Source organism: Cypionkella sp., assembly GCF_036782355.1.
Classification (GTDB): domain Bacteria; phylum Pseudomonadota; class Alphaproteobacteria; order Rhodobacterales; family Rhodobacteraceae; genus Cypionkella.
In genome coordinates this window covers 52093-72080 of sequence record NZ_DAIPZF010000011.1, presented here as the reverse complement: position 1 = coordinate 72080, position 19988 = coordinate 52093, and the positions used below count along the sequence as shown (strand labels likewise).

Below are 19988 nucleotides of genomic sequence, written 5' to 3'. Positions count from 1 at the left end.
GACTTAGCTCGTGACAAAGATGTTCAGGCGTTGGCGAAACAGGGTGCCATCTGGCGCGCGGGCTTCGACATGCATCATCCATTTTCCGGGGTTCAAGGCGGCTACGGCCCGATAGACCCCGCCCTCAAACACAAAGCGCGGCTGCATATCTTCCTTGGCTTCGGTTGGCCGCCCGACCAGCACCATCAGATTGCGCACCTCTACAGGGGCACCCGAAGCATCAGTGATCGCCAGATCCAAAGCACTTTGCGCACCATCATAGCGGGGCGTCACCGTCCAGCCAAGCGCACGCTGTGCCTTGGCATCGGCATCAAAGCTTTGGCTGGCAACATAAGAATTGCTAACCTCGAGCCCCGGGAAGGTCGAGTTGGCCTTATAGGCCATCGTCACATTCACCGCGATGATCAGACCAAAGGTCGCCACCATAAAGGCGCCAAAGCGCGGGCCGGTGATGCCATTGCGAAACAACAGCCAAACCAAACCGCCGAAATACAGCAGCATGAAGGCCACAAACATCAGGATGAACTGAAAGCCGATGTGCATCTTAGTCTCCTTTGCCGAAAAATACCGTGTCATGCGACACCCGATCGGTATGGGGGAATTCGGGGGTGCCTACGTCTTGAATCCACAGCCTGAGGGCGGTGCGTTCTTCCTCTGCGCCATGGCTATGCGCGGGGGCGGTGATAAACAGACGTTGGGTTTTGGTTTCATTGGCAGGCACCAAAACCTTCAGCCCCTGATCGCCATCCATCGACAGCACAAAGGTTGCATCAGAGGTTGCAGACAGCGTGAACCAGCGGTCCTCGCCATGTTTGTTGCGCAGCCGCAGGTCATAGGTGTTGCGGATCGAGCCATCTGACAATGTCACATACTGTGGATTGCGCACAGGTGTGACGTTGACATCAATATCCGTGCGCATGAACAAAGCCACCACAAGCGCCACACCAACCCCCGCCCAAAGCGTGGTATACATGATGGTGCGCGGGCGGAACACATGCGCCCAGACCGATTTCGGGGTCTTGCCCTCGCGCTCGCGGGTCTCGTCTGTCAGCGCCAGATAGCCGATCAAATCGCGCGGCTTGCCGATTTTATCCATCGTGTCGTTGCAGGCATCAATGCACAAACCGCAGGTGATACAGGCCATTTGCTGGCCGTCGCGAATATCAATCCCCATTGGGCAGACATTGACGCAGGCCATGCAATCAATGCAATCGCCGTGCCCTTCCACGCTTTGCTTGCCGCGCGGCTCGCCCCGCCAATCGCGGTAGCCGATGGTCAGCGTGTCTTCATCCATCATCGCGGCTTGGATCCGCGGCCAGGGGCAGGCGTAGATGCAGATTTGTTCACGCGCAAAGCCGCCAAATAAGAAGGTCGTCGCCGTCAAAATCGCCATCGTGATATAGGCAGCCGGATGGGCGGTTCCGTGTAGCAGATCGTGAAACAGCGTCGGCGCATCGGTAAAGTAGAACACCCAAGCGCCACCAGTTGCCAAGCCAATCAGCAGCCAGGCGGTCCATTTCAGGCCGTTCTTACGAATCTTTTCGGCATCCCACTTTTGCCGGTGCAGACGAATGCGGGCGTTGCGGTCGCCTTCGATCCAACGCTCGACCAGAATGAACAGATCGGTCCAAACCGTTTGCGGGCAGGCATAGCCGCACCAAACGCGGCCCGCCGCACTGGTGAACAAGAACAGCCCCAGCCCCGCCATGATCAAAAGACCTGCCACGAAATAGAATTCATAGGGCCAGATCTCGATCATAAAGAAAAAGAACCGCCGCCCCGACATATCAATCAACACCGCTTGATCGGGCAAAAGCGGGCCACGATCCCAGCGGATCCAAGGGGTGACATAGTAAATCCCCAGCATCAGCGCCAAAAGCCACCACTTTAGATTGCGGAAAGTGCCTTTGACACGGCGCGGAAAAATCGGCTCGCGCGCGGCGAAAAGGACTGGGGTTTCAGGGTCTTGGATCGTCACGGACCTATCTCCGGTTATTAAATCTGGCCTTGGGTTTGCGCCTGCCGTCCAGAGCTTGCCTTGATATGCATCAAACAGACATTCACGATGCAGCTTTAAGCCTGCGACAAAAGCGCCAAGCGGGCGCGGGAGCAAAGGCAGAGCTGCCTAGGCAGCAAAAAACAATCGCGGCCCGCTAAACGGGCCGCGACAGCATAGATTTACTCGCCGCCACCAAGGCTGTGGACATAGGTCGCTACCGAGCGGATTTCGTCTTCAGAAAGACGCACATTCCACGCTGGCATCACCCCAAAGCGCGAATAGGTCACGGTCTGCACCAAGGTTTTGCGATCGCCGCCATAAAGCCAAATCGCATCGGTCAGGTTGGGCGCGCCAAAGTCGCGGTTGCCCATGCCCGCATCACCGTGACAGGCCGCACAGTTTTCAGCAAAGACTGTCGCCCCTGCTTCTGCCATCGCGGCGTCATGGTCTTGACCCGAGATTTGCAGCACATGTTCGACCACATCATCAATCTGCGCCTTTTCAAGAATGCCATCCTTGCCGAAACTTGGCATTTGCGAATAGCGCGCATCCCCGTCAGTGGTGTTGCGGATGCCATGTGCGATGGTGGTATGGATTGCTTCCATATCGCCGCCCCAAAGCCAGTCGTTGTCCAACAGGTTCGGATAGCCCTTGCCCTGAACCCCCGCGGCCCCCGAGCCGTGGCACTGGGCGCAGTTGTTTTTGAACACCGAAGCCCCGGCCGAGATGGCATAGGTCTTCAGCTCGTCATTGCCCGGAATAGCGGCAAGATCGGCGGCGTTCAGCTTGGCCTTGATCGGCGCATTGGCTTCGTCAAAGCGCGCGATTTCAGCCACCACTTCGGTGCGCAGCGTTGGCCCCAACAGGCCTTGGGTCGCGCCGTGGATCAGCGGCCATGCCGGATAGGCGATGGAATAGCCGATGCCCCAGACGATGCAGGCATAAAACACCCAGACCCACCAGCGCGGCATCGGGTTGTCGTATTCCTCGATGCCGTCCCAGCTGTGGCCGGTGGTTTGAACCTCTTTCTCGGCTTTTTTAACTTGCTTGGCGCACATGGTTACGCCTCCTCGGCTTGCCGGTCGGCGCCAACGCGCGGTGTCCGCGTGATGGCCTCGGCGGCGGGTTTCTTGTCATGGCGAAAGATCGAATTGGCGATATCGTCGTGGACTGCCTGCGAACCGGGCCGAAACGCCCAGAACACGATGCCAACGAAAATTAGAAAGATCGCCAGCATTGCCCAGCTATCGGCGAAGGCGCGCATCAGGCTATAGGTTTCCATCCCTGCCCCCTATCGTTTTGGGTCTGGGATGAAGGTCGAGAAATCGACCATCGTGCCCAGAACCTGAAGGTAAGAGATCAGCGCGTCCATTTCTGTCAAAGCAGGGTTGCCATCGAAATTGGCGATGTTCACCTTTTTATAGCGCTCTTCCAAACCGGCGGTGTCTGCCTCTGGGTCTGCCTGCGCCTTGAAGTCCGCCACAGCCGCGTCCAGCATCTCGGTGGTATAGGGCACGCCGACCATGCGGTGCACCTTCATGATATCCTCGATATAGCGGCCGTCGATTTCTGCATTCGACAAGAAGGCATATTTTGGCATCACCGATTCTGGCACCACCGCCTGAGGGTTGCTCAGGTGGTCAACATGCCAAGCATCCGAATAGCGCCCACCGACCCGCGCCAAATCTGGCCCGGTGCGTTTCGATCCCCATTGGAACGGGTGGTCATACATCGATTCCGCAGCCAGCGAGTAGTGGCCATAGCGTTCGACCTCGTCGCGCATCGGGCGGATCATCTGGCTGTGGCAGACATAGCAGCCCTCGCGGATGTAGATATCGCGGCCAGCAAGTTCCAGGGGGGTGTAGGGGCGAACCCCTTCCACCTTTTCAATCGTGTTCTGAATATAGAACAGCGGGGCGATTTCGACGATACCGCCGATGGTCACCACGATGAAACTTAGCACCAGCAAAAGCGAGGCATTGGTTTCGATGAACTTGTGTTTATTTAGAATAGACATCTGTTGCCCCCCTTATTCAGCCGGAACGGCGTTGTTGGCGTTGACCACTGCCTTGGAAGGCTGCGCGCGCACTGTCATCCACAGGTTATAGGCCATCAACATGCCGCCGGTCAGATACATCAGACCACCGGTACCGCGCACCACATACATAGGGAACTTGGCCGCCACGGTGTCTGCAAAGGCGTTGACAAGGAAGCCATTGGCATCAACTTCGCGCCACATCAGGCCTTCCATAATGCCGGTCACCCACATCGAGCTTGCGTAAAGAATGATGCCGATGGTGGCGAGCCAGAAGTGCCAAGACACCAGTTTCAGACTGTACAGGCTTTCACGGTTCCACAGACGCGGCGTCAGGAAGTAAAGCGCGCCAAAGGTGATCATGCCGTTCCAACCCAGCGCACCAGAATGCACATGGCCAATCGTCCAGTCGGTATAGTGGCTCAGCGAGTTGACCGATTTGATCGACATCATCGGGCCTTCAAAGGTCGACATGCCGTAAAAGCCAAGCGAGATCACCATCATCCGAATAACCGGATCGGTGCGCAGCTTGTCCCATGCGCCCGAAAGCGTCATCAAACCGTTGATCATGCCCCCCCAAGACGGCATCCACAGGATGATCGACATCACCATGCCCAGCGTCGAGGCCCATTCCGGCAGCGCGGTATAGTGCAGGTGGTGCGGACCAGCCCAGATATAAAGGAAGATCAGCGCCCAAAAGTGGATGATCGACAGCTTGTAGCTATAGACCGGACGCTCTGCCTGCTTGGGCACAAAGTAATACATCATGCCCAAAAAGCCCGCAGTCAGGAAGAAGCCCACCGCGTTGTGACCATACCACCACTGCGTCATCGCATCTTGCACACCCGAAAAAACAGGCACCGATTGCGACGAGAAAAGGCTGACCGGGATCGCCATATTGTTGACCAAATGCAGCATCGCCACCGTGATGATCATCGACAAAAGGAACCAGTTTGCGACGTAGATATGGGGTTCTTTGCGCTTGACCAGCGTGCCCACAAAGACAATCAGGAAAGCCACCCAAACCACTGTCAGCCAGATATCAATGTACCAGACCGTCTCGGCGTATTCTTTGCCCTGGGTGCCTCCCGTCAGATACGAGGTCGCCGCCAGCACGATCATCAGCTGCCAGCCCCAGAACACGAACCAGCCAAGGTTGCCGCCCCAAAGCCGCGCGCCTGAGGTGCGCTGCACGATATAAAACGCGCTCATGATCAGCGCGTTGCCGCCAAAAGCAAAAATTACGGCCGAGGTGTGCAAGGGCCGCAAGCGGCCAAAGTTCAGCACCCCATCGGTGATATTGCCAAGGTTCAGCGACGGAAATGCCAACTGAAAGGCGATAACCACGCCTACCAGAAACCCAACGACGCCCCAAAAGGTTGTCGCAATCACACCCGCGCGCACGACGCTGTCGAAATATTCATCCTGCGGATGCGCTTGAACCTCGCCCGCATGCCGCAGTTCCCACACGAATGCGATTGCTGCGGCAAGCATCACGACGATCGCGTTCACCTGATAGGCAAGGTCATGTGCATAGTTGGCGCCAATTGCGGCCAAAACCGCAATCACCCCATATACAACAAGTTTAACGTAATCCCACATTTTGCGTCCCTTCGTAGGCCTGACCCGCATGCGATTGCGATTCGCATTGCGCCCAGAGCTTTGACTGTACCCGCTTTTCGCAGGCGAAGCCGGTTCCAGCTTTGATCCATATCAACTTGGTGTGTAGCTAAGGTTGATCGACATCAAGGCCAATGCCTTTGTTGGGTGACATGCTGACGCAGTCCCCTTTGAAAGGAGCATACTGTGATGACCTATAAAACCATCCTAACGGTTCTGACCCACCCTGCCGAAGCCGAGCTGGCAATTCGTTCTGCCGCCCGTATGGCACGCAAGCTTGATGCCCATCTTGAGATTTTGGCACTGGCGGTCGATCGCACCCAACTTGGCTATTCCTATCTGGGCACGGGTGCGATGTTACTGGAAGCGGGCCTAGAGCAGGCCGATCTGGAGGCCCGCCGCATCGACGCTGCCGCACGCGCGGCTTTGCACGAGGAAAGCACCGATCTGCGCTATAGCGTTGAAACCATGGTGGCCCAGATTGGCCTGACCCCCGAACTGGTCGGCAGTCGCGCCCGCTTTGCCGATCTGGTGGTGCTGCCCTGCCCCTATGGCACTGGCCTTGGCCCCGAAGCCGAAGCCGTGGTCGAGGCGGCGCTGTTTGACGCCCATGCGCCGGTTTTGGTGTTGCCAGCCAGCGGTTTGGGCGAAAACACCCTGCCAAAACGTATCGTTCTGGCTTGGAACCAAAGCGCCGAGGCGATGACCGCCGCCCGCCTTGCCTTGCCGCTGCTGAAACAGGCCGAAGCGGTCAGCATCACGGTGATTGACCCGCCGATCACCGGCTCTGATCGCTCTGACCCCGGTGGTGCGCTCTGTCAGATGCTGGTGCGCCATGGTGTCAAAGCCGAGGTTGCGGTTCTGGCGCGCACCCAGACCCGCGTCTCGGATGTGCTGGCGCGGCATGCTCTCGAGATCAATGCCGATATGCTGGTGATCGGGGCCTATGGCCATTCGCGGCTGCGCCAAGCCATCCTTGGCGGCACGACCCGCAACATGCTAGAGAAAGCCGAAATTCCGGTCTTTATGGCGCATTAAAGCAAAGGGGCGGTCGCGTAATTCGACCGCCCCTTTGTTCGTTCAGACACGAAGCTTACGCTTAACGCACCAAGTTATCGTCTTCGTCGTCTTCGTCATCTGCATCGGGCAGATTAAAGAAGCTGTCGGCATCCGAGAAATCGGCAGGCTTTTCTTCTTCTTCGCGGCGGGTGAATTGCTCAAGCCCCGAGGCCATCTTGCCTTCGGTCTCCATGCCCAGCGATTGCTCGGTCGAAACGAGCTTGCGCCGCTCGTCATCGGTCATCACAGACCCTTCTGCGGCCTTTTTGCGGGCAGCGGCCTGAACCGCCGTATCCAGTTCAGACTGCTTGCACAGGCCCAAAGCCACCGGATCAATCGGGGTGATGTTGTTGATGTTCCAATGCGTCCGCTCGCGGATCGCTTGGATGGTGGGCTTGGTGGTGCCGACCAATTTGCCAACCGCGCCGTCCGACAGCTCTGGGTGGAATTTCACCAACCACAGGATCGAGGCCGGACGGTCCTGACGCTTGGACAAGGGCGTATAGCGCGGACCGCGACGCTTTTCTTCGCCAACCGCACTTGCGTTGAACTTCAGCTTCAGCTTGTAGAGCGGATCTTTCTGACCCTTCTCGATTTCGCCTGCGTCCAATTGGTTGTTGCCAACCGGATCAAAGCCTTTGACCCCTGTTGCCACATCGCCGTCAGCAATGCCCTGCACTTCAAGCTCGTGCATGCCGCAGAATTCAGCGACCTGACGGAAGGTCAGCGTGGTGTTATCGACCAGCCAAACAGCGGTTGCTTTCGCCATCAAAGGTTTCGACATCGCAATGTCCTTTCGGTTTCTGCCCACATGGGGCCAATTCGCAAATCTTCCCCGTGCCGGGAAAACGGCTGCGACCCGAGGGCCGCGACTTCCACGTTTTCAGGGAATTCATTTGCCGATATAGTGTGCTTCAAGCCAAAGGGAAAGTGGAAATGCGTCTTATTTTAGGGTTCTTGGCAGTGGTTTGCCTATGCAGTGCGGCGCGCGCCGATGGTGAAAAGGCGGGCGACTTCGATTATTATGTGATGTCGCTGGGCTGGTCGGCAAATTGGTGCGCGCTGGAAGGCGATGCGCGCCGCGATCCGCAATGTGACGCAGGGCGCGGGCTGACCTGGACGCTGCACGGGCTTTGGCCGCAATATGAGGCAGGGTTCCCCGCTTATTGCCGCACGACTGCCACAGACCCCGCCCGCAGCGCCACGGCGCAGATGGCCGACATCATGGGCGGATCGGGGCTGGCGTTTTACCAATGGAAAAAACACGGCCGCTGTTCGGGGCTTTCGGCCGAAGGCTATTACGCCACCATGCGCAAAGCTTACCGCTCGGTGGTGATCCCACCACTTTTTGCCAAGATAAACAAAGACCTGAAAGTGCCCGCCGCCGTGATCGAAGGCGCGTTTCTGGAACGCAACCCGCAGCTGAACCGCGATCAGATCACCGTCACCTGCAAGGCGGGCAGGATCCAAGAGCTGCGGATTTGCCTGACCAAAGACCTGACCCCGCGCCGCTGTGGCAGCGACACGATCCGCGATTGCACGCTGCAAGACGCGGAACTAGACGCGGTGCGCTAGGCGCTACGGATCAAGCAGGCCCGAGGTCTGCATCGCCTCTAGCCCATCGGCAAGATAGGTCGCCACCAGCGGTTTTGACAGCAAATAGCGGCTGACCCGCCCAACATGGCGCGCGCGGGCCAGACGGCAGGTCTTGGCCCAGCTTTCAGGCTCGGCATCGCCGCGCCCGATCCAGAACAAGGCAACCAGCGCGTCTTGCTGATCGTCATTCATCGTCTCGATTTCTTGGGTAATCTCGTCGCGGCTTAAATCGCCTGCGGTTTCCTGCAACATCTCGGTGACCTCGTCGTCCGAGGCATTGCCGCCCAGATCAGGAATATCAAGACCTTCGCGGGCCATAACGGATTTGAACCGCACAACCAGCGCGTCAATCTCGGCGGTGTCGAAAGGTAGTTCTATCATCGGGGATCTCCTGTTCGACCCTGATGATAGGCGCGCAGGATCTGCGCGCCTTGATCTCGATCAGCCTTGCTTTTTCGCCTCGGCGATCGCTTTCAGCTTTGCCACCAGCTCTTCTTTGCTGGGACGCCCGCCGGTCGGGCTTTTTTCAGCACCAAGCCCACGGCCGGGTTTGTTTTTCGGGGTGTTTTTGTCAGCACGCGCGTTGCCGGATTTGGAATAGTCCATGTCGAAAGCCTCTTTCTGGTTGCAATAAGCCTTGCCCTAAAGCCAAGCCCACCGCAAGCGGCCATGCACAAAGGCAGGGCGGCTTGCTTAGATCAGGCCAGCATCGGCGAACAGGCGGCGCAAATCAGCTTCGGGCCGCGCGCCAATATGGCTGATGATTTCCGAGGCCGCCAGATTGCCCATCTTGCCTGCGGTTTGCAGATCATAGCCATTGGTGATGCCCCAAAGGAACGCGCCTGCGAACAGATCCCCCGCGCCGGTTGCATCGACGATCTGTGTCGGCACCGCTGGCAGATGCCAATGCTGCCCCTGCGACAAGATATGCGCGCCATCCGCACCATCGGTGCAAGCGACAATCGCCACCTCTGCCGCAGCCAAACGCAGGGCTGTGGCGAAGTCTTCGGTCTGATACATCGCCAGCAATTCGGCGCGATTGGCAAACAGCAGATCGACATCGGCCACAATCATCTTGTGAAAGGCATCGCGGTGACGCGAGATGCAAAAGGCATCCGACAGCGTGATCGACACGCGGCCCCCCGCCCCCTTGCAGGCCGCAATCGCCTTTTCAAAGGCCTGATGGCTGTCCGGCCCGTCAAAGCGATAGCCTTCCAGATAAATCCATTCCGCCTGCGCCATTTGCGCGTCGTCAATATCGGCGGGGGTCAGAAATTCTGACCAGCCCAGATAGGTGTTCATCGAGCGTTCGCCATCCGGCGTCACGATGATGATGCAGCGGCCGGTTTCTTGCTCGGTGGCTTTGGCGGCAAGGCTGGTTTCATAGACAGCGCCCTGCGCGCGCAGATCATGGGCAAAGATCGCGCCCAGTTGATCATCCTTGACCTTGCCGACATAGGCGGTGCGCCCGCCCAGATGCGCGATGCCTGCGATGGTATTGGCGGCCGATCCGCCCGAGATTTCCTTGGCAGGCCCGATGCGGGCATAAAGATCAACCGCGCGCGGCATGTCGATCAGCTGCATGATGCCCTTGCCAATGCCATTGGCGGCCAAAAAGGCCTCGTCGGCATGGGCCAGCACATCCACCATCGCATTGCCGATTCCGACAACCTGAAACTGTTTCATTCGGTCTTTTCCTCATACAGGCAATCGTCACGGATCGGACAAATCGCACACTTTGGTTTGCGCGCCGTGCAGATATACCGCCCGTGCAAAATAAGCCAGTGGTGGGCGTGCAATTGGTATTCGGCAGGCACGTTGTCTTCAATCGCACGCTCGACCGCGGTCTCGTCGCGCCCGACGGCGATACCAGATCGGTTGCCCAGCCGCAGGATATGGGTATCGACCGCTTGCGAAGGCTGGCCAAACCACATGTTCAGCACCACATTCGCGGTCTTGCGCCCCACGCCGGGCAAAGATTGCAGCGCCGCACGGCTGGAAGGCACCTGCCCGCCATAGCTTTCAACCAGAATGCGGCTGAGTTTGATGACGTTCTTGGCCTTGTTGCGGTAAAGCCCGATGGTCTTGATATGCTCGATCACCGCCTCTTCGCCCAAGGCCAGCATCTTTTCCGGCGTATCGGCCAGCTCGAACAGCCGCTTGGTGGCTTTGTTGACGCCAACATCTGTGGACTGCGCCGAAAGCGCCACGGCGACCACCAGCGTGAAGGCATTGCTGTGATGCAATTCGCCCTTTGGTTCGGCCTCGGCCTCGCGAAAGCGCGAAAAGATCCGTTGCAAGGCGTGATAATCGAGTTGTTTGACCATGCCAAAGATATGGCGCAATCGCGGGCTTGCGACAAGTATTTGTCGCAAGTTTCGGGTCGCGTGCAGGCCACAACCGCCCTAATCTTGCGGCAAGGAGAGCCCGATGACCGACCAATCGCCATCTTATCACTACGCCCTGATCGCCCGCGCGCTGCGGGTTCTGGAGGCAGAGGGCCCAGCCCTGACGCTCGAGGCATTGGCCGCGCGCATGGGTGTAAGTGCGGCGCATTTTCAGCGGGTGTTTTCGGCCTGGGTTGGGGTTTCACCCAAGCGCTATCAGCAATATCTGGTGCTGGACCATGCGCGCGATCTTTTGGCGCGCAAGTTCACCCTGCTGGACACCGCGCTGGAAACCGGGCTTTCGGGCCCAAGCCGGCTGCATGATCTGTTTATGACATGGGAGGCGATGACGCCGGGCGATGTGGCGCGCGCTGGCGCTGGGTTGGCAATTGATTGGGGCTGGTTTGACAGCCCCTTTGGCGCGGCGATTGTGATGGGCACTGAAAAGGGCATCTGCGGTCTGGGATTTGCCGCCGAAATGGGCGAGGCCGCAGCCTTTGCCGATTTGCAAAACCGCTGGCCCTTGGCGCAGTTTCGGGAAAACCCTGCCCAGCTTGCGCCTTGGGTGCAGACCGCCTTTGGCCTGCACCGCAGCGCCAATGCGCCTGCGCCGCTGCTGCTGATCGGCGCGCCGTTCCAGATCAAGGTCTGGCAGGCGCTGCTGGCGATTCCTTCGGGCCATGTTACCACCTATTCCGAAATCGCCCGCCATATTGGCCATCCCAAGGCGGTGCGGGCGGTCGGCACAGCGGTGGGGCGCAATCCGATCAGCCTGCTGATCCCCTGCCACCGCGCCCTGCGCAAATCTGGCGCGTTGGGCGGCTATCATTGGGGCCTGCCCGTCAAGCGCGCCATGCTGGCTTATGAGGCCGCCCGCGCCGATGCCGCCGAGTAGCGGATAAGTGATGGGCGAAAACCTGCCGTGACATGCGCGCCACTGTCAGAGCTGACGCCGCACTGCTAATATGGCCGCTTAGGCCACACAAAGGCCCAGTAGAATTTCGAGGCAGCAGATGATCCTGAACAAAACCCTTCTTCTTTCCGCCATTGCCCTGATGGGGCTGACCGCTTGCGTTGACCCAAACGCCTATCCTGATGATCCAAACGCCCGCGCCAAGAACGGCGCGATTGTCGGCGGTATGTTGGGAGCCTTTGCAGGCGCCACCCGTTCGGGCGATGACAAGCTGGGCAAAGCCGTTGTTGGCGGCGTGCTTGGCGCAGCCCTTGGCGGCGCGATTGGCAGCACCTTGGACAAACAGGCGGCAGACCTGCGCTCTTCGATCGGCAATTCAAATATCTCGGTCACCAACAACGGCCAATATCTGGTGGTCAACATGCCGCAAGATGTGCTGTTTGCCACCGACAGCGCGACACTGCGGCCTGATCTGACCTATGATCTGCGCGCGGTTGCGGGGTCTTTGAACCGCTATCCTGACAGCTCGGTCGAAGTGATTGGGCATACCGACAACTCGGGTGCCGCCGCTTATAACCAAGACCTGTCGCAACGCCGTGCAACATCGGTGGCACAGGTGCTGCGCGATGCAGGCGTGCAGGGAAACCGGCTGGCAGCCTATGGTCGTGGCGAGGACCAACCGGTTGCCTCTAACCTGACACCAGAGGGCCGCGCGGCAAATCGTCGGGTGGAAATCATTATCCGGCCTTCGGCCTAAGCCCGCGTCAAACTTGCATAAACGCGTGGGGCCCCAGCCTCACGCGTTTTGTATTGAGAGCGCCGCAAATTGGTCATATGTTTGCTCCAGTTCGGAGAAACCCATGCCATTCCAGAAGATCGAGGCGGAAAAACTGTCGCAATCCGTGGTCCAGCAAATTGAATTGCTGATCCTGCGCGGCATCTTGCAACCGGGCGAGCGTTTGCCGTCAGAACGGGAATTGTCCGACCGTCTGGGCGTGTCGCGCCCCTCGCTGCGCGAGGCGGTGGCCGACCTGCAACAGCGCGGGTTGTTGACCAGCCGCCCTAACGCTGGAATTTTTGTCGCCGATGTGCTGGGTTCGGCGTTTTCGCCAGCCCTGGTGGGGCTGTTTTCAAGCCATGAAGAGGCGGTGATCGACTATGTCGCCTTCCGCCGCGATATGGAGGCGCTGACCGCCGAACGCGCCGCGCGGCTGGGTACCGAGACCGATCTGAAGGTGATTGCAGCGGTTTTCACCAAGATGGAAGCGGCCCACCAAAAACGCGATCCTTCCGATGAGGCCGAGCTAGACGCCAGTTTTCACATGGCGATCATCGAGGCCAGCCATAATGTGGTGATGCTGCATATGATGCGCTCGATGTACGAACTGCTGCGCAGTGGCGTGTTCTACAATCGGCAGGTGATGTTCAAAAACCGTCTGACTCGCGACCATCTTCTGGACCAGCATCGCGCGATCAATGATGCGATCCAAGCCCGCGATCCGGCCGCCGCCCGCGCCGCGATCGAGGCACATATGGATTTCATCCAAGGCTCGATGGCCGAGCAAGCCAAGGCAGGGCGGAACGAAGCCATAGCCAAGCTGCGGCTTGAACACGAAATCAGCAAATAAAAACGGCCCGGCAAAGCTGCCGAGCCGATTTAAGGGATGTATCAGCCGGTTAGTGGAACTTGGCGTTCACTTCGGCAATCGCATGATCAATCGACGCCGATGCGGTTTCGGCAGTTGCCTGCTTGGCCAGCACCTCAGCCGCGGCAGCAACAGCTACCGTAATTGCGCTTTCACGCACCTGACGCAAAGCGCCTGCTTCGGCGGCTGCGATCTGCTCTTCTGCGCCAGCCAGACGGCGTGCGATAGATTGTGCCAGATCTTCCTTGGCTTTGGCGGCAGCAAGCTGCGCCTCTTCCTTGGCTTGGGCGATGATGCGCGCAGATTGCTCTAGCACTTCTTTCTGCTTGGCCTCGTAAGAGCCCAGCAAAGCCATGGCTTCGGCACGCAACGCCTTGGCCTCTTCCAGATCTGCCTTGATCCGTGCAGCCCGCGCGTCAAGCGCATTGGCCAAGATCGCTGGAACGCCGGTATAGATCAGCACGCCAATGAACAGCAAGAACGAGATCAGCACCACAAAGTTGGTGTTGTGCAGGCTGAACATCGCAGCGCCGTGGCTGCTTGCGGTCAGCACCGCCACGATGCCTGCCAGAGCAACGATCAGAAAAATGTTTTTCATAATCTTACCCTTTCATCCGCGCGGTCACCGCTGCGGTGATCGAACGCGCATCAGCAGAACCGCCCAAAGCCGCAACCAATTCCTTGGCGGTGTCTTTGGCGACCTCGTTAATAGCCTCTTGCGCACCAGCGCGAATTTCGTCGATCCGCTGGGCGGATTCGGCGGCTTTCGCAGCGATTTGCGTATCGGCTTTGGCAATGGCTGCGTTCAGGTCTTGCTGAATGTCTGCCTTGGTCTGTGCGACGATCTTGCCTGCTTCGGCACGGGCTTGCGCCAATGCGTCGTTATAGGCTTTCTCGGCCGACAGAGCCTTTTGCTTGAACTCTTCCGCAGCGGCCAGATCGTTCAAGATCGTGCCCTTGCGGTTGGCCAAAGTGCCGCCAATCCGTGGCAAAGCGATAAGCTTCAGCACGAAAAAGATCACGACCAGCGTGACGACGAGCCAGAAAATCTGGTTCGCAAAATGCGAGGGATCAAGCTGCGGCATTCCTGCCGCTGCGGCCTCGTGCGCAACTTCGGTTGCGGCTTCTGGTGTGGTGGTCGCTGTCATTTTGCCCTCCGTCGGACCCTTTTGGAAGTTCAGGGGCGCCGCACTATTGCGGCACCCCTGACCGTAAGGATGCGAAGGTCAGATTAGACTGCGAACATCAGCAGAAGAGCGACGAGGAACGAAAAGATCCCCAAAGCTTCTGCGAAGGCCAGACCGATGAACAGGGTCGCTGTCTGCGAGCCAGCCGCCGACGGGTTGCGAAGTGCGCCCGACAGGAAGTTGCCGGCAACATAGCCAACACCGATAGCCGAAGCGCCCGAACCGATAGCTGCCAGACCGGCGCCGATGAATTTGCCCAAAGCGGCTGCTGCTGCGAGTTCCATGAGATTCTCCTTAGGATGGAATGAGATAGTGTTTTGAGACGACCGACGCTTAGTGCCCAGGATGCAGCGCATCTTTCAGGTACACACAGGTCAGGATGGTAAAGACGTAGGCTTGGATGAAGGCAACAAGCACCTCCAGCGCATAGATTGCGGTGATGGCCAAGACCGACACCGGCGTCACCAGCACACCAATCCCCGAAATCAGGATCATCGGTGCAAAGGCCGCGAAAACTTTCATCACTGCGTGGCCAGCCATCACGTTGCCCGCAAGACGGATCGAGTGGCTGACAGGGCGCACGAAGTAAGAGATCAATTCGATCACCGCGATGATCGGACGCAGGATCGCTGGCGAATCTTTCATCCAGAAAAGGCCCAGAAAGTGCAGCCCGTGCTTCCAGAAACCCAGCAGCGTGACGAAAAAGAACACTCCAAAGCCCAGCACTGCCGTCACGGCGATATGCGAGGTTGGCGCGAACGATCCCGGCAGCAGACCCAACATGTTCGAGAAGGCAATGGTCAGAAACAGCGTCATCACCATTGGGAAGTATTTCGCACCATCTTCACCCGTGACATCAACGACCATGTTATGCACAAAGTCGTAAGCCATCTCGCCGACCGACTGCATGCGCGTCGGGATCAGGTTGCGACCCTTAGAGCCCAGAACAAAGACGCCAACAATCGCCAGCGCCGCAATCACCAACCACAGGGTCGAGTTGGTGATGGTGTACCAATGGATCGGACCCTCGCCAAACAGCGGGTGAACCTCGAACTGCTGGAGAGGATGGAACGCCAACCCACCTTCGCTTTGCGCTTCGCTTGCCACTTCAGTCTTCCTCTTCATCGTCAGCTGCGCTTGCAGCGTTTGCCTCGGGAGCCGGCGCTTTTGCGGCCTTCTCCTGCATCTCTTTTGCCGAACCGAGCATGGTTTTCACCCCTGCCGCAAATCCAGCCAATACAAACAGCACTAAGAACAGCGGCATGGTCCCAAACAGGGTATCCAGTCCGTATCCGATGCTAAATCCGATCAACAGACCGGCAACAAGCTCTATCACCATGCGCCAAGCAAGCTGTGCCTGACGATGCTGCTCCGATTTGGCAGAACGGCGCGGGGCCGCTGCGGCTTTTGCCAATCCGATCCGCTGTTCCAAGGCCGCAAGGCGATCCCGTTCGGCGTCCGATACCATGGCAGAAAACCCCCAAATGGTTCGAACGATATCTACGCAGCCGACACCAAGGTGTCAAGCAAGGATAATCTCATTCAAAGTATTGATTTTGCTAACTTATTTTCAAAAGCAAGGATTCGAATTTGGTGACATTTCCCCCAACAGACGGCTTTGGCATATTCAACCGAATGGTTGACGATTCCGCAAAGCATCGTGATAATCGCCCGATGGCACAAAGCTTAGACATGGTATTTTCGGCTTTGGCCGATCCGACGCGGCGGGCGATCCTTAGCATGCTGCTGGAGGATGATATGGCAGTGACCGATGTGGCCGCGCCGTTTCAGATCAGCCTTGCGGCGATTTCCAAACATCTGGGCATTCTCGCCGAGGCGGGGTTGGTCAGCCGTGAGAAGCGCGGTCGGGTGATATGGTGCAAACTCGAGCCCGACGCCCTGCGCGCGGCTTCGGTTTGGATGGGCAGCTTTGGCCAGTTTGAGCCCGTTGACCTTGACGCATTCGAGCGCTTCTTAGCGGATGAGTTCAGCGCGACCGCCGAAGAGATCGAGCAAGATCCGCCGCAACCGCGCTGAAAAAACCGATACCCCCCTCAGTTTCTTCGTATCCCAGCCACAAAGGCGCCCCTTTTGCCAAGCAGATTGGCGGCCAAAGCAGTGCAAGGAGGCGTGCATGGTGTTTGGCAAGCATATCAGACGATTGATCAGCCAGTTTGGCGCAAAGACCGAGGTCACCGCAGATGTCTTTGCCCTCCGCCTCGAGCGCTGCCGTCAGCGCGACGGCTGGCGCGCACCACCGCAGGCATTGTTCAAAATGCGATCGAAACCCCCGGCAGCCGCAGCTCGGTGATCAAATCGCGCAGCTCTTGCCGCGCCGCGATGTTGGATAGGTTCAAGCCATCGACGCCAGTATCTCGAAGATCCAGCAGGGTCAGCCCACGCGGAAACAGCTCGCGAAAGATCACGCGCTCGGAAAACCCGGCGGCGACGCGAAAGCCGATGCGCTTTGAAAGCTCTTCCAAGGCTGCGCCGACTTTTTTCTTATTATGCATCTGCTGCGCGCCCAAGCGGTTGCGCAAAACGATCCAGTCGATGGGCTTTAGCCCCGCCTGCGCGCGCAACTGCCGCGCGTTCCAGACCATTTCGGAATAGATCGACGGGCCTTTGACACGGCCCGTTTCGGCATCCACACGCGCCAGCAGATCGAAATCGATAAAGCTGTCGTTCAAAGGCGTGACCAGCGTGTCGGCAAGGCTATGGGCGACTTGGCTGAGACGGGTGTGACTGCCGGGGCAGTCGATGATGATGAAATCGGAAATCGGATCTAGCTGCGCCACCGCCGCCGAAAGCCGCGCGTCAAAGGCGTTTTCACCCGTTGCCAAACTGTCAGCCGGCACCTCGGGCAGTTCGATATAATTCGGGCTGGGCAGATCAAGCTCTGCGCGTTTCAGGTAAGCGATCCGATTTTCGACATAACGCCCGAAAGAGCGCTGCCGCAGATCCAGATCCAAAGCGCCAACGCGGTGGCCCATGCGCGCCAAAGCCGTCCCGACATGCATCGAGGTGGTCGATTTGCCCGACCCGCCCTTTTCGTTGCCGACAACGATGATATGCGCCATGGTTTGCGTCCTTATAATCTTTCGATTGCTTCCTACACGTTTAGACCGGCAAAGGGGAAGCATCAAAACGGGCGGGATGCCCAGACAATGTCAGGGTGCGGCTGGCAAGTCGCAGTGCTTCGGCCGGGTCGTGCGTCACCAGCACAGTGGCAAGCGGGCGCGCGGCGCGCAGGGTCTCGAACAGGGTCATCATCTCATCGGCAAGGCGTGGATCCAGCGAGGTAAAGGCCTCATCCATCAGCAGGATCTGCGGCCGCATTGCAAAGGCGCGCGCAAGCGCAAGCCGGCGCTGTTGACCCAGTGACAGCGCATTTGGAAAGGCCGCAGCCTTCTCGGCCAAGCCGCAATCGGCCAGGGCCTGATCCGCCACTTGCACCGAACAGCCGGTCAAAAGTGTGATGTTGCCGCGCACGCTGCGCCATGGCAGCAGGGTCGGTTCTTGGAACACCATTGCCGGCGGAGCTATCTGCGACAGATCGCCCTGCCAATCGGCATGTAGCCCGGCAAGGATGCGCAACAGCGTCGATTTCCCCACCCCCGAAGCGCCGCAGATCGCCACCGTTTCACCCAGCTGCACTTGCAGCGACAGCGCGCCCAGCACCGCCAAACGCCCATGTTGCGCCGCGCGCAGATCCAGTGACAGCGCCGGCGTCATGGCGTGTAAAACGTGCCCGCAGGCAGGGTTTTCAGATTGCCCACAAGCTCGGCCCCACCCAGATCGGCCATTACGGCCAGCAGTTTGGCCGCAGCTGCCTCGTCCACCGCGCCCGCGCTGGGGATGCCTTGCCGAAAGCCTGCTATCAGCGCCTGAAACTCGGCCTCGGATTTGGCGTTCATCTGCGGGCGCAGGGCCTGCCATGCCACATCGTCGCTGGCCAAAAGCGCCTTGGCCGCGCGGCTGGCCTTGGCCAGACCTGCCGCCACATCAGGATGATCACGCAGCAAAGCCCCCTGCACCACATAGCCCAACAGCGGCGTGTCAGGGTTCAGGCCCAGCGCAAGCGCGGCCTCTTGCACCGTGACCAAGGGGCGCAGGCCAGCGGCCTGCATCTTGGCGCCAAAATGCCAAAAGTTGATCGCACCACCAAATTGGCCATCAAGTGCTGTTTGATAGATCAGCGGCGGCGCGCCAAAGACTTGGCTTGTCTGGCCTGCCAGATCAAAGCCATATTGGCTTTGCGCATAGGCGCGCAGGATAAGCCAGCTTTTGTCCACCGGCCCGCCTGCAATGCCGATCTGGCTGCCCTTCAGATCGGGCAGAGTCTGGGCTGTGCTTGTGGCCGGCACATAAAGCGCGCCCACCGCCCGCGAATAAGGGATAAACACATAGTCGCGCCCCTCGGCCCGCTGCCGCGCCACCCAAAGCCAATCCGAGACGATCACATCTGCCGCCCCCCCTTCAAAGGCGATCTGCGCCGCGGGGCCACCGGCGACATCAGCCACCTCAAGGCGAAAGCCATTGGCGGTATCAAAGCCGTTTTGGGTGATGGTGGTCAGTTCCCAGTTCACCGTGCCGCTGACTTGGGTGGCTACGCGCAGCGTGGCAAGGTCACCTGCTTGGGCCGAGGTGGCAAGGCTAAGGGCAAAGAGCAGCGATTTGAACATATCAGGCCTATGGGTTGCGCCAGCGGTTTGCATGCCGCTCGATGGGTTGAACAAGGGCGTAGTCGATCACAAGCATCAGCGCGGTGAAACTGAGCGCATAGGCCAGCACCCCGGTGATGTCGAACAGCTGAAACTTCAGATGAATCTGAAAGCCGACGCCAGAGGACCGGCCCAGAAATTCAACCACCAGCACGATTTTCCAGATGATCGCCAGGCCGTTGCGGGTGGCACTGGCCAGATAAGGCGCAAGCTGCGGCAGGGTGATATGGCGCAGGCGCATCAGTGCGGTCAGGCGGTAAACCTGCCCCAGATCAGCCAAACTGGGGCTAAGGGCGCGGCTGCCCTCGCGCAGGGTCACGGCGACCATGGCGGTTTTGTTCAAGGTGACGGCGGCGATGGCCGCGGTCTCATTCAGCCCGATCCAGAGGTAGCAAAGTGCTATCACGACCAGGGCCGGCAGGTTCAGCAGGATCATCAGCCAAGGCTCTACCCATTGGTTGAGCCGCGGCCTGCGCCCCAGCACAAGCCCCAGCGCGATGCCAATCCCCATCGACAACGCAAAGGCGACCCCCACCCGTGTCAGCGTCGCTGTGATATGGTGCATCAGCCTGCCCGAGACCGCCTCGGCCCAGATCGCCGCCAGCACAGCGGGCGGGGCGGGCAAGATCTGCGCATCGGCACGCAGCACCGCCAAACCGGCCCAAAACAGCACAAAGCCCGCCAGCGACAGCGCTGTAACAAGGACGCGGTGGCTGGATTGCGGCATGGACGGCGGGCCTTTGGGCAAGGGACATGTCCCATATGCCAAGCCATCGGGCAAAAGAAAAGGCGCATCCGAAGATGCGCCTGATCTGATCTGCG

26 protein-coding genes are annotated in these 19988 nt (G+C 58.9%); 6 read left to right on the top strand and 20 right to left on the bottom strand.

What is annotated here, in order from left to right; genetic code table 11:
- Positions 1–3: 3 nt before the first annotated feature.
- The 6 genes from V7Q10_RS06290 to ccoN all read right to left on the bottom strand — a co-directional run bounded on the left by V7Q10_RS06290 (position 4) and on the right by ccoN (position 5636).
- Positions 4–501 carry a FixH family protein gene (locus tag V7Q10_RS06290; RefSeq protein WP_394970754.1) on the bottom strand — a complete coding sequence of 166 codons (498 nt, stop codon included), beginning with the start codon at positions 499–501 and terminating at the stop codon, positions 4–6.
- Positions 502–544: 43 nt separating this feature from the next.
- Positions 545–1978: a cytochrome c oxidase accessory protein CcoG gene (ccoG, locus tag V7Q10_RS06285; protein WP_333868205.1), complete on the bottom strand. Its 1434-nt coding sequence runs from the start codon at positions 1976–1978 to the stop codon at positions 545–547.
- Between the two features lie 200 nt (positions 1979–2178).
- Entirely contained in the window at positions 2179–3057 is an 879-nt protein-coding gene (gene ccoP, locus V7Q10_RS06280) for a cytochrome-c oxidase, cbb3-type subunit III (RefSeq protein ID WP_333868204.1), read from the bottom strand.
- A 2-nt stretch (positions 3058–3059) separates the two neighbouring features.
- Positions 3060–3281, bottom strand: coding sequence for a cbb3-type cytochrome c oxidase subunit 3 (locus tag V7Q10_RS06275; protein WP_333868203.1), 222 nt, complete (start codon positions 3279–3281; stop codon positions 3060–3062).
- Positions 3282–3290: 9 nt separating this feature from the next.
- A complete protein-coding gene (ccoO, locus tag V7Q10_RS06270; protein ID WP_333868202.1) occupies positions 3291–4016 on the bottom strand; it encodes a cytochrome-c oxidase, cbb3-type subunit II in 726 nt (241 codons plus the stop codon).
- Between the two features lie 12 nt (positions 4017–4028).
- Positions 4029–5636 (bottom strand): cytochrome-c oxidase, cbb3-type subunit I, encoded by a 1608-nt coding sequence (ccoN, locus tag V7Q10_RS06265; protein WP_333868201.1) that lies wholly within the window; start codon positions 5634–5636, stop codon positions 4029–4031.
- A gap of 207 nt (positions 5637–5843) precedes the next feature.
- Here ccoN and V7Q10_RS06260 point away from each other — a divergent pair, with 207 nt between their 5' ends.
- Positions 5844–6692 carry a universal stress protein gene (locus V7Q10_RS06260; protein ID WP_333868200.1) on the top strand — a complete coding sequence of 283 codons (849 nt, stop codon included), beginning with the start codon at positions 5844–5846 and terminating at the stop codon, positions 6690–6692.
- A gap of 61 nt (positions 6693–6753) precedes the next feature.
- Here V7Q10_RS06260 and V7Q10_RS06255 read toward each other — a convergent pair whose 3' ends face one another.
- Positions 6754–7497 (bottom strand): DUF1013 domain-containing protein, encoded by a 744-nt coding sequence (locus tag V7Q10_RS06255; RefSeq protein WP_333868199.1) that lies wholly within the window; start codon positions 7495–7497, stop codon positions 6754–6756.
- Between the two features lie 152 nt (positions 7498–7649).
- Between V7Q10_RS06255 and V7Q10_RS06250 the strand changes: the two genes are divergently transcribed.
- Positions 7650–8288 carry a ribonuclease T2 gene (locus V7Q10_RS06250; protein ID WP_333868198.1) on the top strand — a complete coding sequence of 213 codons (639 nt, stop codon included), beginning with the start codon at positions 7650–7652 and terminating at the stop codon, positions 8286–8288.
- A 3-nt stretch (positions 8289–8291) separates the two neighbouring features.
- Here V7Q10_RS06250 and V7Q10_RS06245 read toward each other — a convergent pair whose 3' ends face one another.
- The 4 genes from V7Q10_RS06245 to nth form a co-directional block, all read right to left on the bottom strand.
- On the bottom strand, positions 8292–8690 hold the full coding sequence (locus tag V7Q10_RS06245) for a DUF3775 domain-containing protein (RefSeq protein WP_333868197.1): 399 nt from the start codon (positions 8688–8690) through the stop codon (positions 8292–8294).
- Positions 8691–8750: 60 nt separating this feature from the next.
- A complete protein-coding gene (locus V7Q10_RS06240) occupies positions 8751–8915 on the bottom strand; it encodes a hypothetical protein (protein ID WP_333868196.1) in 165 nt (54 codons plus the stop codon).
- 87 nt (positions 8916–9002) lie between these two features.
- Complete coding sequence (locus V7Q10_RS06235) at positions 9003–9995, bottom strand: adenosine kinase (RefSeq protein ID WP_333868195.1); 993 nt, start codon at positions 9993–9995, stop codon at positions 9003–9005.
- A complete protein-coding gene (nth, locus tag V7Q10_RS06230; RefSeq protein ID WP_333868226.1) occupies positions 9992–10636 on the bottom strand; it encodes an endonuclease III in 645 nt (214 codons plus the stop codon). The genes V7Q10_RS06235 and nth overlap by 4 nt, the downstream gene beginning before the upstream one ends.
- Positions 10637–10739: 103 nt before the next feature.
- Here nth and V7Q10_RS06225 point away from each other — a divergent pair, with 103 nt between their 5' ends.
- From V7Q10_RS06225 to V7Q10_RS06215, 3 genes are all read left to right on the top strand, one after another.
- Positions 10740–11591, top strand: coding sequence for a methylated-DNA--[protein]-cysteine S-methyltransferase (locus tag V7Q10_RS06225; RefSeq protein ID WP_333868194.1), 852 nt, complete (start codon positions 10740–10742; stop codon positions 11589–11591).
- 118 nt (positions 11592–11709) lie between these two features.
- Positions 11710–12366 (top strand): OmpA family protein, encoded by a 657-nt coding sequence (locus tag V7Q10_RS06220; protein WP_333868193.1) that lies wholly within the window; start codon positions 11710–11712, stop codon positions 12364–12366.
- A 103-nt stretch (positions 12367–12469) separates the two neighbouring features.
- Complete coding sequence (locus tag V7Q10_RS06215) at positions 12470–13237, top strand: FadR/GntR family transcriptional regulator (RefSeq protein ID WP_333868192.1); 768 nt, start codon at positions 12470–12472, stop codon at positions 13235–13237.
- Between the two features lie 49 nt (positions 13238–13286).
- Here the strand turns inward: V7Q10_RS06215 and V7Q10_RS06210 are convergent, their stop codons facing one another.
- From V7Q10_RS06210 to V7Q10_RS06190, 5 genes are all read right to left on the bottom strand, one after another.
- Complete coding sequence (locus tag V7Q10_RS06210; RefSeq protein WP_333868191.1) at positions 13287–13853, bottom strand: F0F1 ATP synthase subunit B family protein; 567 nt, start codon at positions 13851–13853, stop codon at positions 13287–13289.
- Between the two features lie 4 nt (positions 13854–13857).
- Positions 13858–14403, bottom strand: coding sequence for a F0F1 ATP synthase subunit B' (locus tag V7Q10_RS06205; protein WP_333868190.1), 546 nt, complete (start codon positions 14401–14403; stop codon positions 13858–13860).
- An 83-nt stretch (positions 14404–14486) separates the two neighbouring features.
- Entirely contained in the window at positions 14487–14726 is a 240-nt protein-coding gene (locus tag V7Q10_RS06200) for a F0F1 ATP synthase subunit C (protein ID WP_333868189.1), read from the bottom strand.
- A 49-nt stretch (positions 14727–14775) separates the two neighbouring features.
- The gene (locus V7Q10_RS06195; protein WP_333868188.1) at positions 14776–15567 is read right to left on the bottom strand and encodes a F0F1 ATP synthase subunit A; all 792 of its coding nucleotides are present in this window, start codon (positions 15565–15567) and stop codon (positions 14776–14778) included.
- On the bottom strand, positions 15551–15910 hold the full coding sequence (locus V7Q10_RS06190) for an AtpZ/AtpI family protein (protein WP_333868187.1): 360 nt from the start codon (positions 15908–15910) through the stop codon (positions 15551–15553). The genes V7Q10_RS06195 and V7Q10_RS06190 overlap by 17 nt, the downstream gene beginning before the upstream one ends.
- 206 nt (positions 15911–16116) lie before the next feature.
- Here V7Q10_RS06190 and V7Q10_RS06185 point away from each other — a divergent pair, with 206 nt between their 5' ends.
- On the top strand, positions 16117–16479 hold the full coding sequence (locus V7Q10_RS06185) for an ArsR/SmtB family transcription factor (protein ID WP_333868186.1): 363 nt from the start codon (positions 16117–16119) through the stop codon (positions 16477–16479).
- 233 nt (positions 16480–16712) lie between these two features.
- Here V7Q10_RS06185 and V7Q10_RS06180 read toward each other — a convergent pair whose 3' ends face one another.
- Genes V7Q10_RS06180 through V7Q10_RS06165 form a run of 4 tightly spaced genes read right to left on the bottom strand, consistent with a single transcriptional unit; the run spans position 16713 to position 19893 of the window.
- The gene (locus V7Q10_RS06180) at positions 16713–17522 is read right to left on the bottom strand and encodes a division plane positioning ATPase MipZ (protein WP_333868185.1); all 810 of its coding nucleotides are present in this window, start codon (positions 17520–17522) and stop codon (positions 16713–16715) included.
- Between the two features lie 40 nt (positions 17523–17562).
- Positions 17563–18177 carry an ABC transporter ATP-binding protein gene (locus tag V7Q10_RS06175; RefSeq protein ID WP_333868184.1) on the bottom strand — a complete coding sequence of 205 codons (615 nt, stop codon included), beginning with the start codon at positions 18175–18177 and terminating at the stop codon, positions 17563–17565.
- Positions 18174–19127: an ABC transporter substrate-binding protein gene (locus tag V7Q10_RS06170; protein ID WP_333868183.1), complete on the bottom strand. Its 954-nt coding sequence runs from the start codon at positions 19125–19127 to the stop codon at positions 18174–18176. The genes V7Q10_RS06175 and V7Q10_RS06170 overlap by 4 nt, the downstream gene beginning before the upstream one ends.
- A 7-nt stretch (positions 19128–19134) precedes the next feature.
- Positions 19135–19893, bottom strand: coding sequence for an ABC transporter permease (locus V7Q10_RS06165; RefSeq protein ID WP_333868182.1), 759 nt, complete (start codon positions 19891–19893; stop codon positions 19135–19137).
- Positions 19894–19988 lie beyond the last annotated feature (95 nt).

Excerpts from the sequence above, each read along its gene's own strand:
- V7Q10_RS06290 (WP_394970754.1), bottom strand. The coding sequence starts at position 501 with ATGCTGCTGTATTTCGGCGGTTTGGTTTGGCTGTTGTTTCGCAATGGC.
- V7Q10_RS06195 (WP_333868188.1), bottom strand. The coding sequence starts at position 15,567 with ATGAAGAGGAAGACTGAAGTGGCAAGCGAAGCGCAAAGCGAAGGTGGG.
- V7Q10_RS06190 (WP_333868187.1), bottom strand. The coding sequence starts at position 15,910 with ATGGTATCGGACGCCGAACGGGATCGCCTTGCGGCCTTGGAACAGCGG.
- ccoN (WP_333868201.1), bottom strand. The coding sequence starts at position 5,636 with ATGTGGGATTACGTTAAACTTGTTGTATATGGGGTGATTGCGGTTTTG.
- V7Q10_RS06225 (WP_333868194.1), top strand. The coding sequence starts at position 10,740 with ATGACCGACCAATCGCCATCTTATCACTACGCCCTGATCGCCCGCGCG.
- V7Q10_RS06170 (WP_333868183.1), bottom strand. The coding sequence starts at position 19,127 with ATGTTCAAATCGCTGCTCTTTGCCCTTAGCCTTGCCACCTCGGCCCAA.
- V7Q10_RS06175 (WP_333868184.1), bottom strand. The coding sequence starts at position 18,177 with ATGACGCCGGCGCTGTCACTGGATCTGCGCGCGGCGCAACATGGGCGT.
- V7Q10_RS06250 (WP_333868198.1), top strand. The coding sequence starts at position 7,650 with ATGCGTCTTATTTTAGGGTTCTTGGCAGTGGTTTGCCTATGCAGTGCG.
- V7Q10_RS06240 (WP_333868196.1), bottom strand. The coding sequence starts at position 8,915 with ATGGACTATTCCAAATCCGGCAACGCGCGTGCTGACAAAAACACCCCG.
- V7Q10_RS06260 (WP_333868200.1), top strand. The coding sequence starts at position 5,844 with ATGACCTATAAAACCATCCTAACGGTTCTGACCCACCCTGCCGAAGCC.
- nth (WP_333868226.1), bottom strand. The coding sequence starts at position 10,636 with ATGGTCAAACAACTCGATTATCACGCCTTGCAACGGATCTTTTCGCGC.
- V7Q10_RS06235 (WP_333868195.1), bottom strand. The coding sequence starts at position 9,995 with ATGAAACAGTTTCAGGTTGTCGGAATCGGCAATGCGATGGTGGATGTG.
- V7Q10_RS06180 (WP_333868185.1), bottom strand. The coding sequence starts at position 17,522 with ATGGCGCATATCATCGTTGTCGGCAACGAAAAGGGCGGGTCGGGCAAA.
- V7Q10_RS06245 (WP_333868197.1), bottom strand. The coding sequence starts at position 8,690 with ATGATAGAACTACCTTTCGACACCGCCGAGATTGACGCGCTGGTTGTG.
- ccoP (WP_333868204.1), bottom strand. The coding sequence starts at position 3,057 with ATGTGCGCCAAGCAAGTTAAAAAAGCCGAGAAAGAGGTTCAAACCACC.
- V7Q10_RS06255 (WP_333868199.1), bottom strand. The coding sequence starts at position 7,497 with ATGTCGAAACCTTTGATGGCGAAAGCAACCGCTGTTTGGCTGGTCGAT.
- V7Q10_RS06185 (WP_333868186.1), top strand. The coding sequence starts at position 16,117 with ATGGCACAAAGCTTAGACATGGTATTTTCGGCTTTGGCCGATCCGACG.
- V7Q10_RS06275 (WP_333868203.1), bottom strand. The coding sequence starts at position 3,281 with ATGGAAACCTATAGCCTGATGCGCGCCTTCGCCGATAGCTGGGCAATG.
- ccoO (WP_333868202.1), bottom strand. The coding sequence starts at position 4,016 with ATGTCTATTCTAAATAAACACAAGTTCATCGAAACCAATGCCTCGCTT.
- V7Q10_RS06205 (WP_333868190.1), bottom strand. The coding sequence starts at position 14,403 with ATGACAGCGACCACCACACCAGAAGCCGCAACCGAAGTTGCGCACGAG.
- V7Q10_RS06220 (WP_333868193.1), top strand. The coding sequence starts at position 11,710 with ATGATCCTGAACAAAACCCTTCTTCTTTCCGCCATTGCCCTGATGGGG.
- V7Q10_RS06165 (WP_333868182.1), bottom strand. The coding sequence starts at position 19,893 with ATGCCGCAATCCAGCCACCGCGTCCTTGTTACAGCGCTGTCGCTGGCG.
- V7Q10_RS06210 (WP_333868191.1), bottom strand. The coding sequence starts at position 13,853 with ATGAAAAACATTTTTCTGATCGTTGCTCTGGCAGGCATCGTGGCGGTG.
- V7Q10_RS06200 (WP_333868189.1), bottom strand. The coding sequence starts at position 14,726 with ATGGAACTCGCAGCAGCAGCCGCTTTGGGCAAATTCATCGGCGCCGGT.
- V7Q10_RS06215 (WP_333868192.1), top strand. The coding sequence starts at position 12,470 with ATGCCATTCCAGAAGATCGAGGCGGAAAAACTGTCGCAATCCGTGGTC.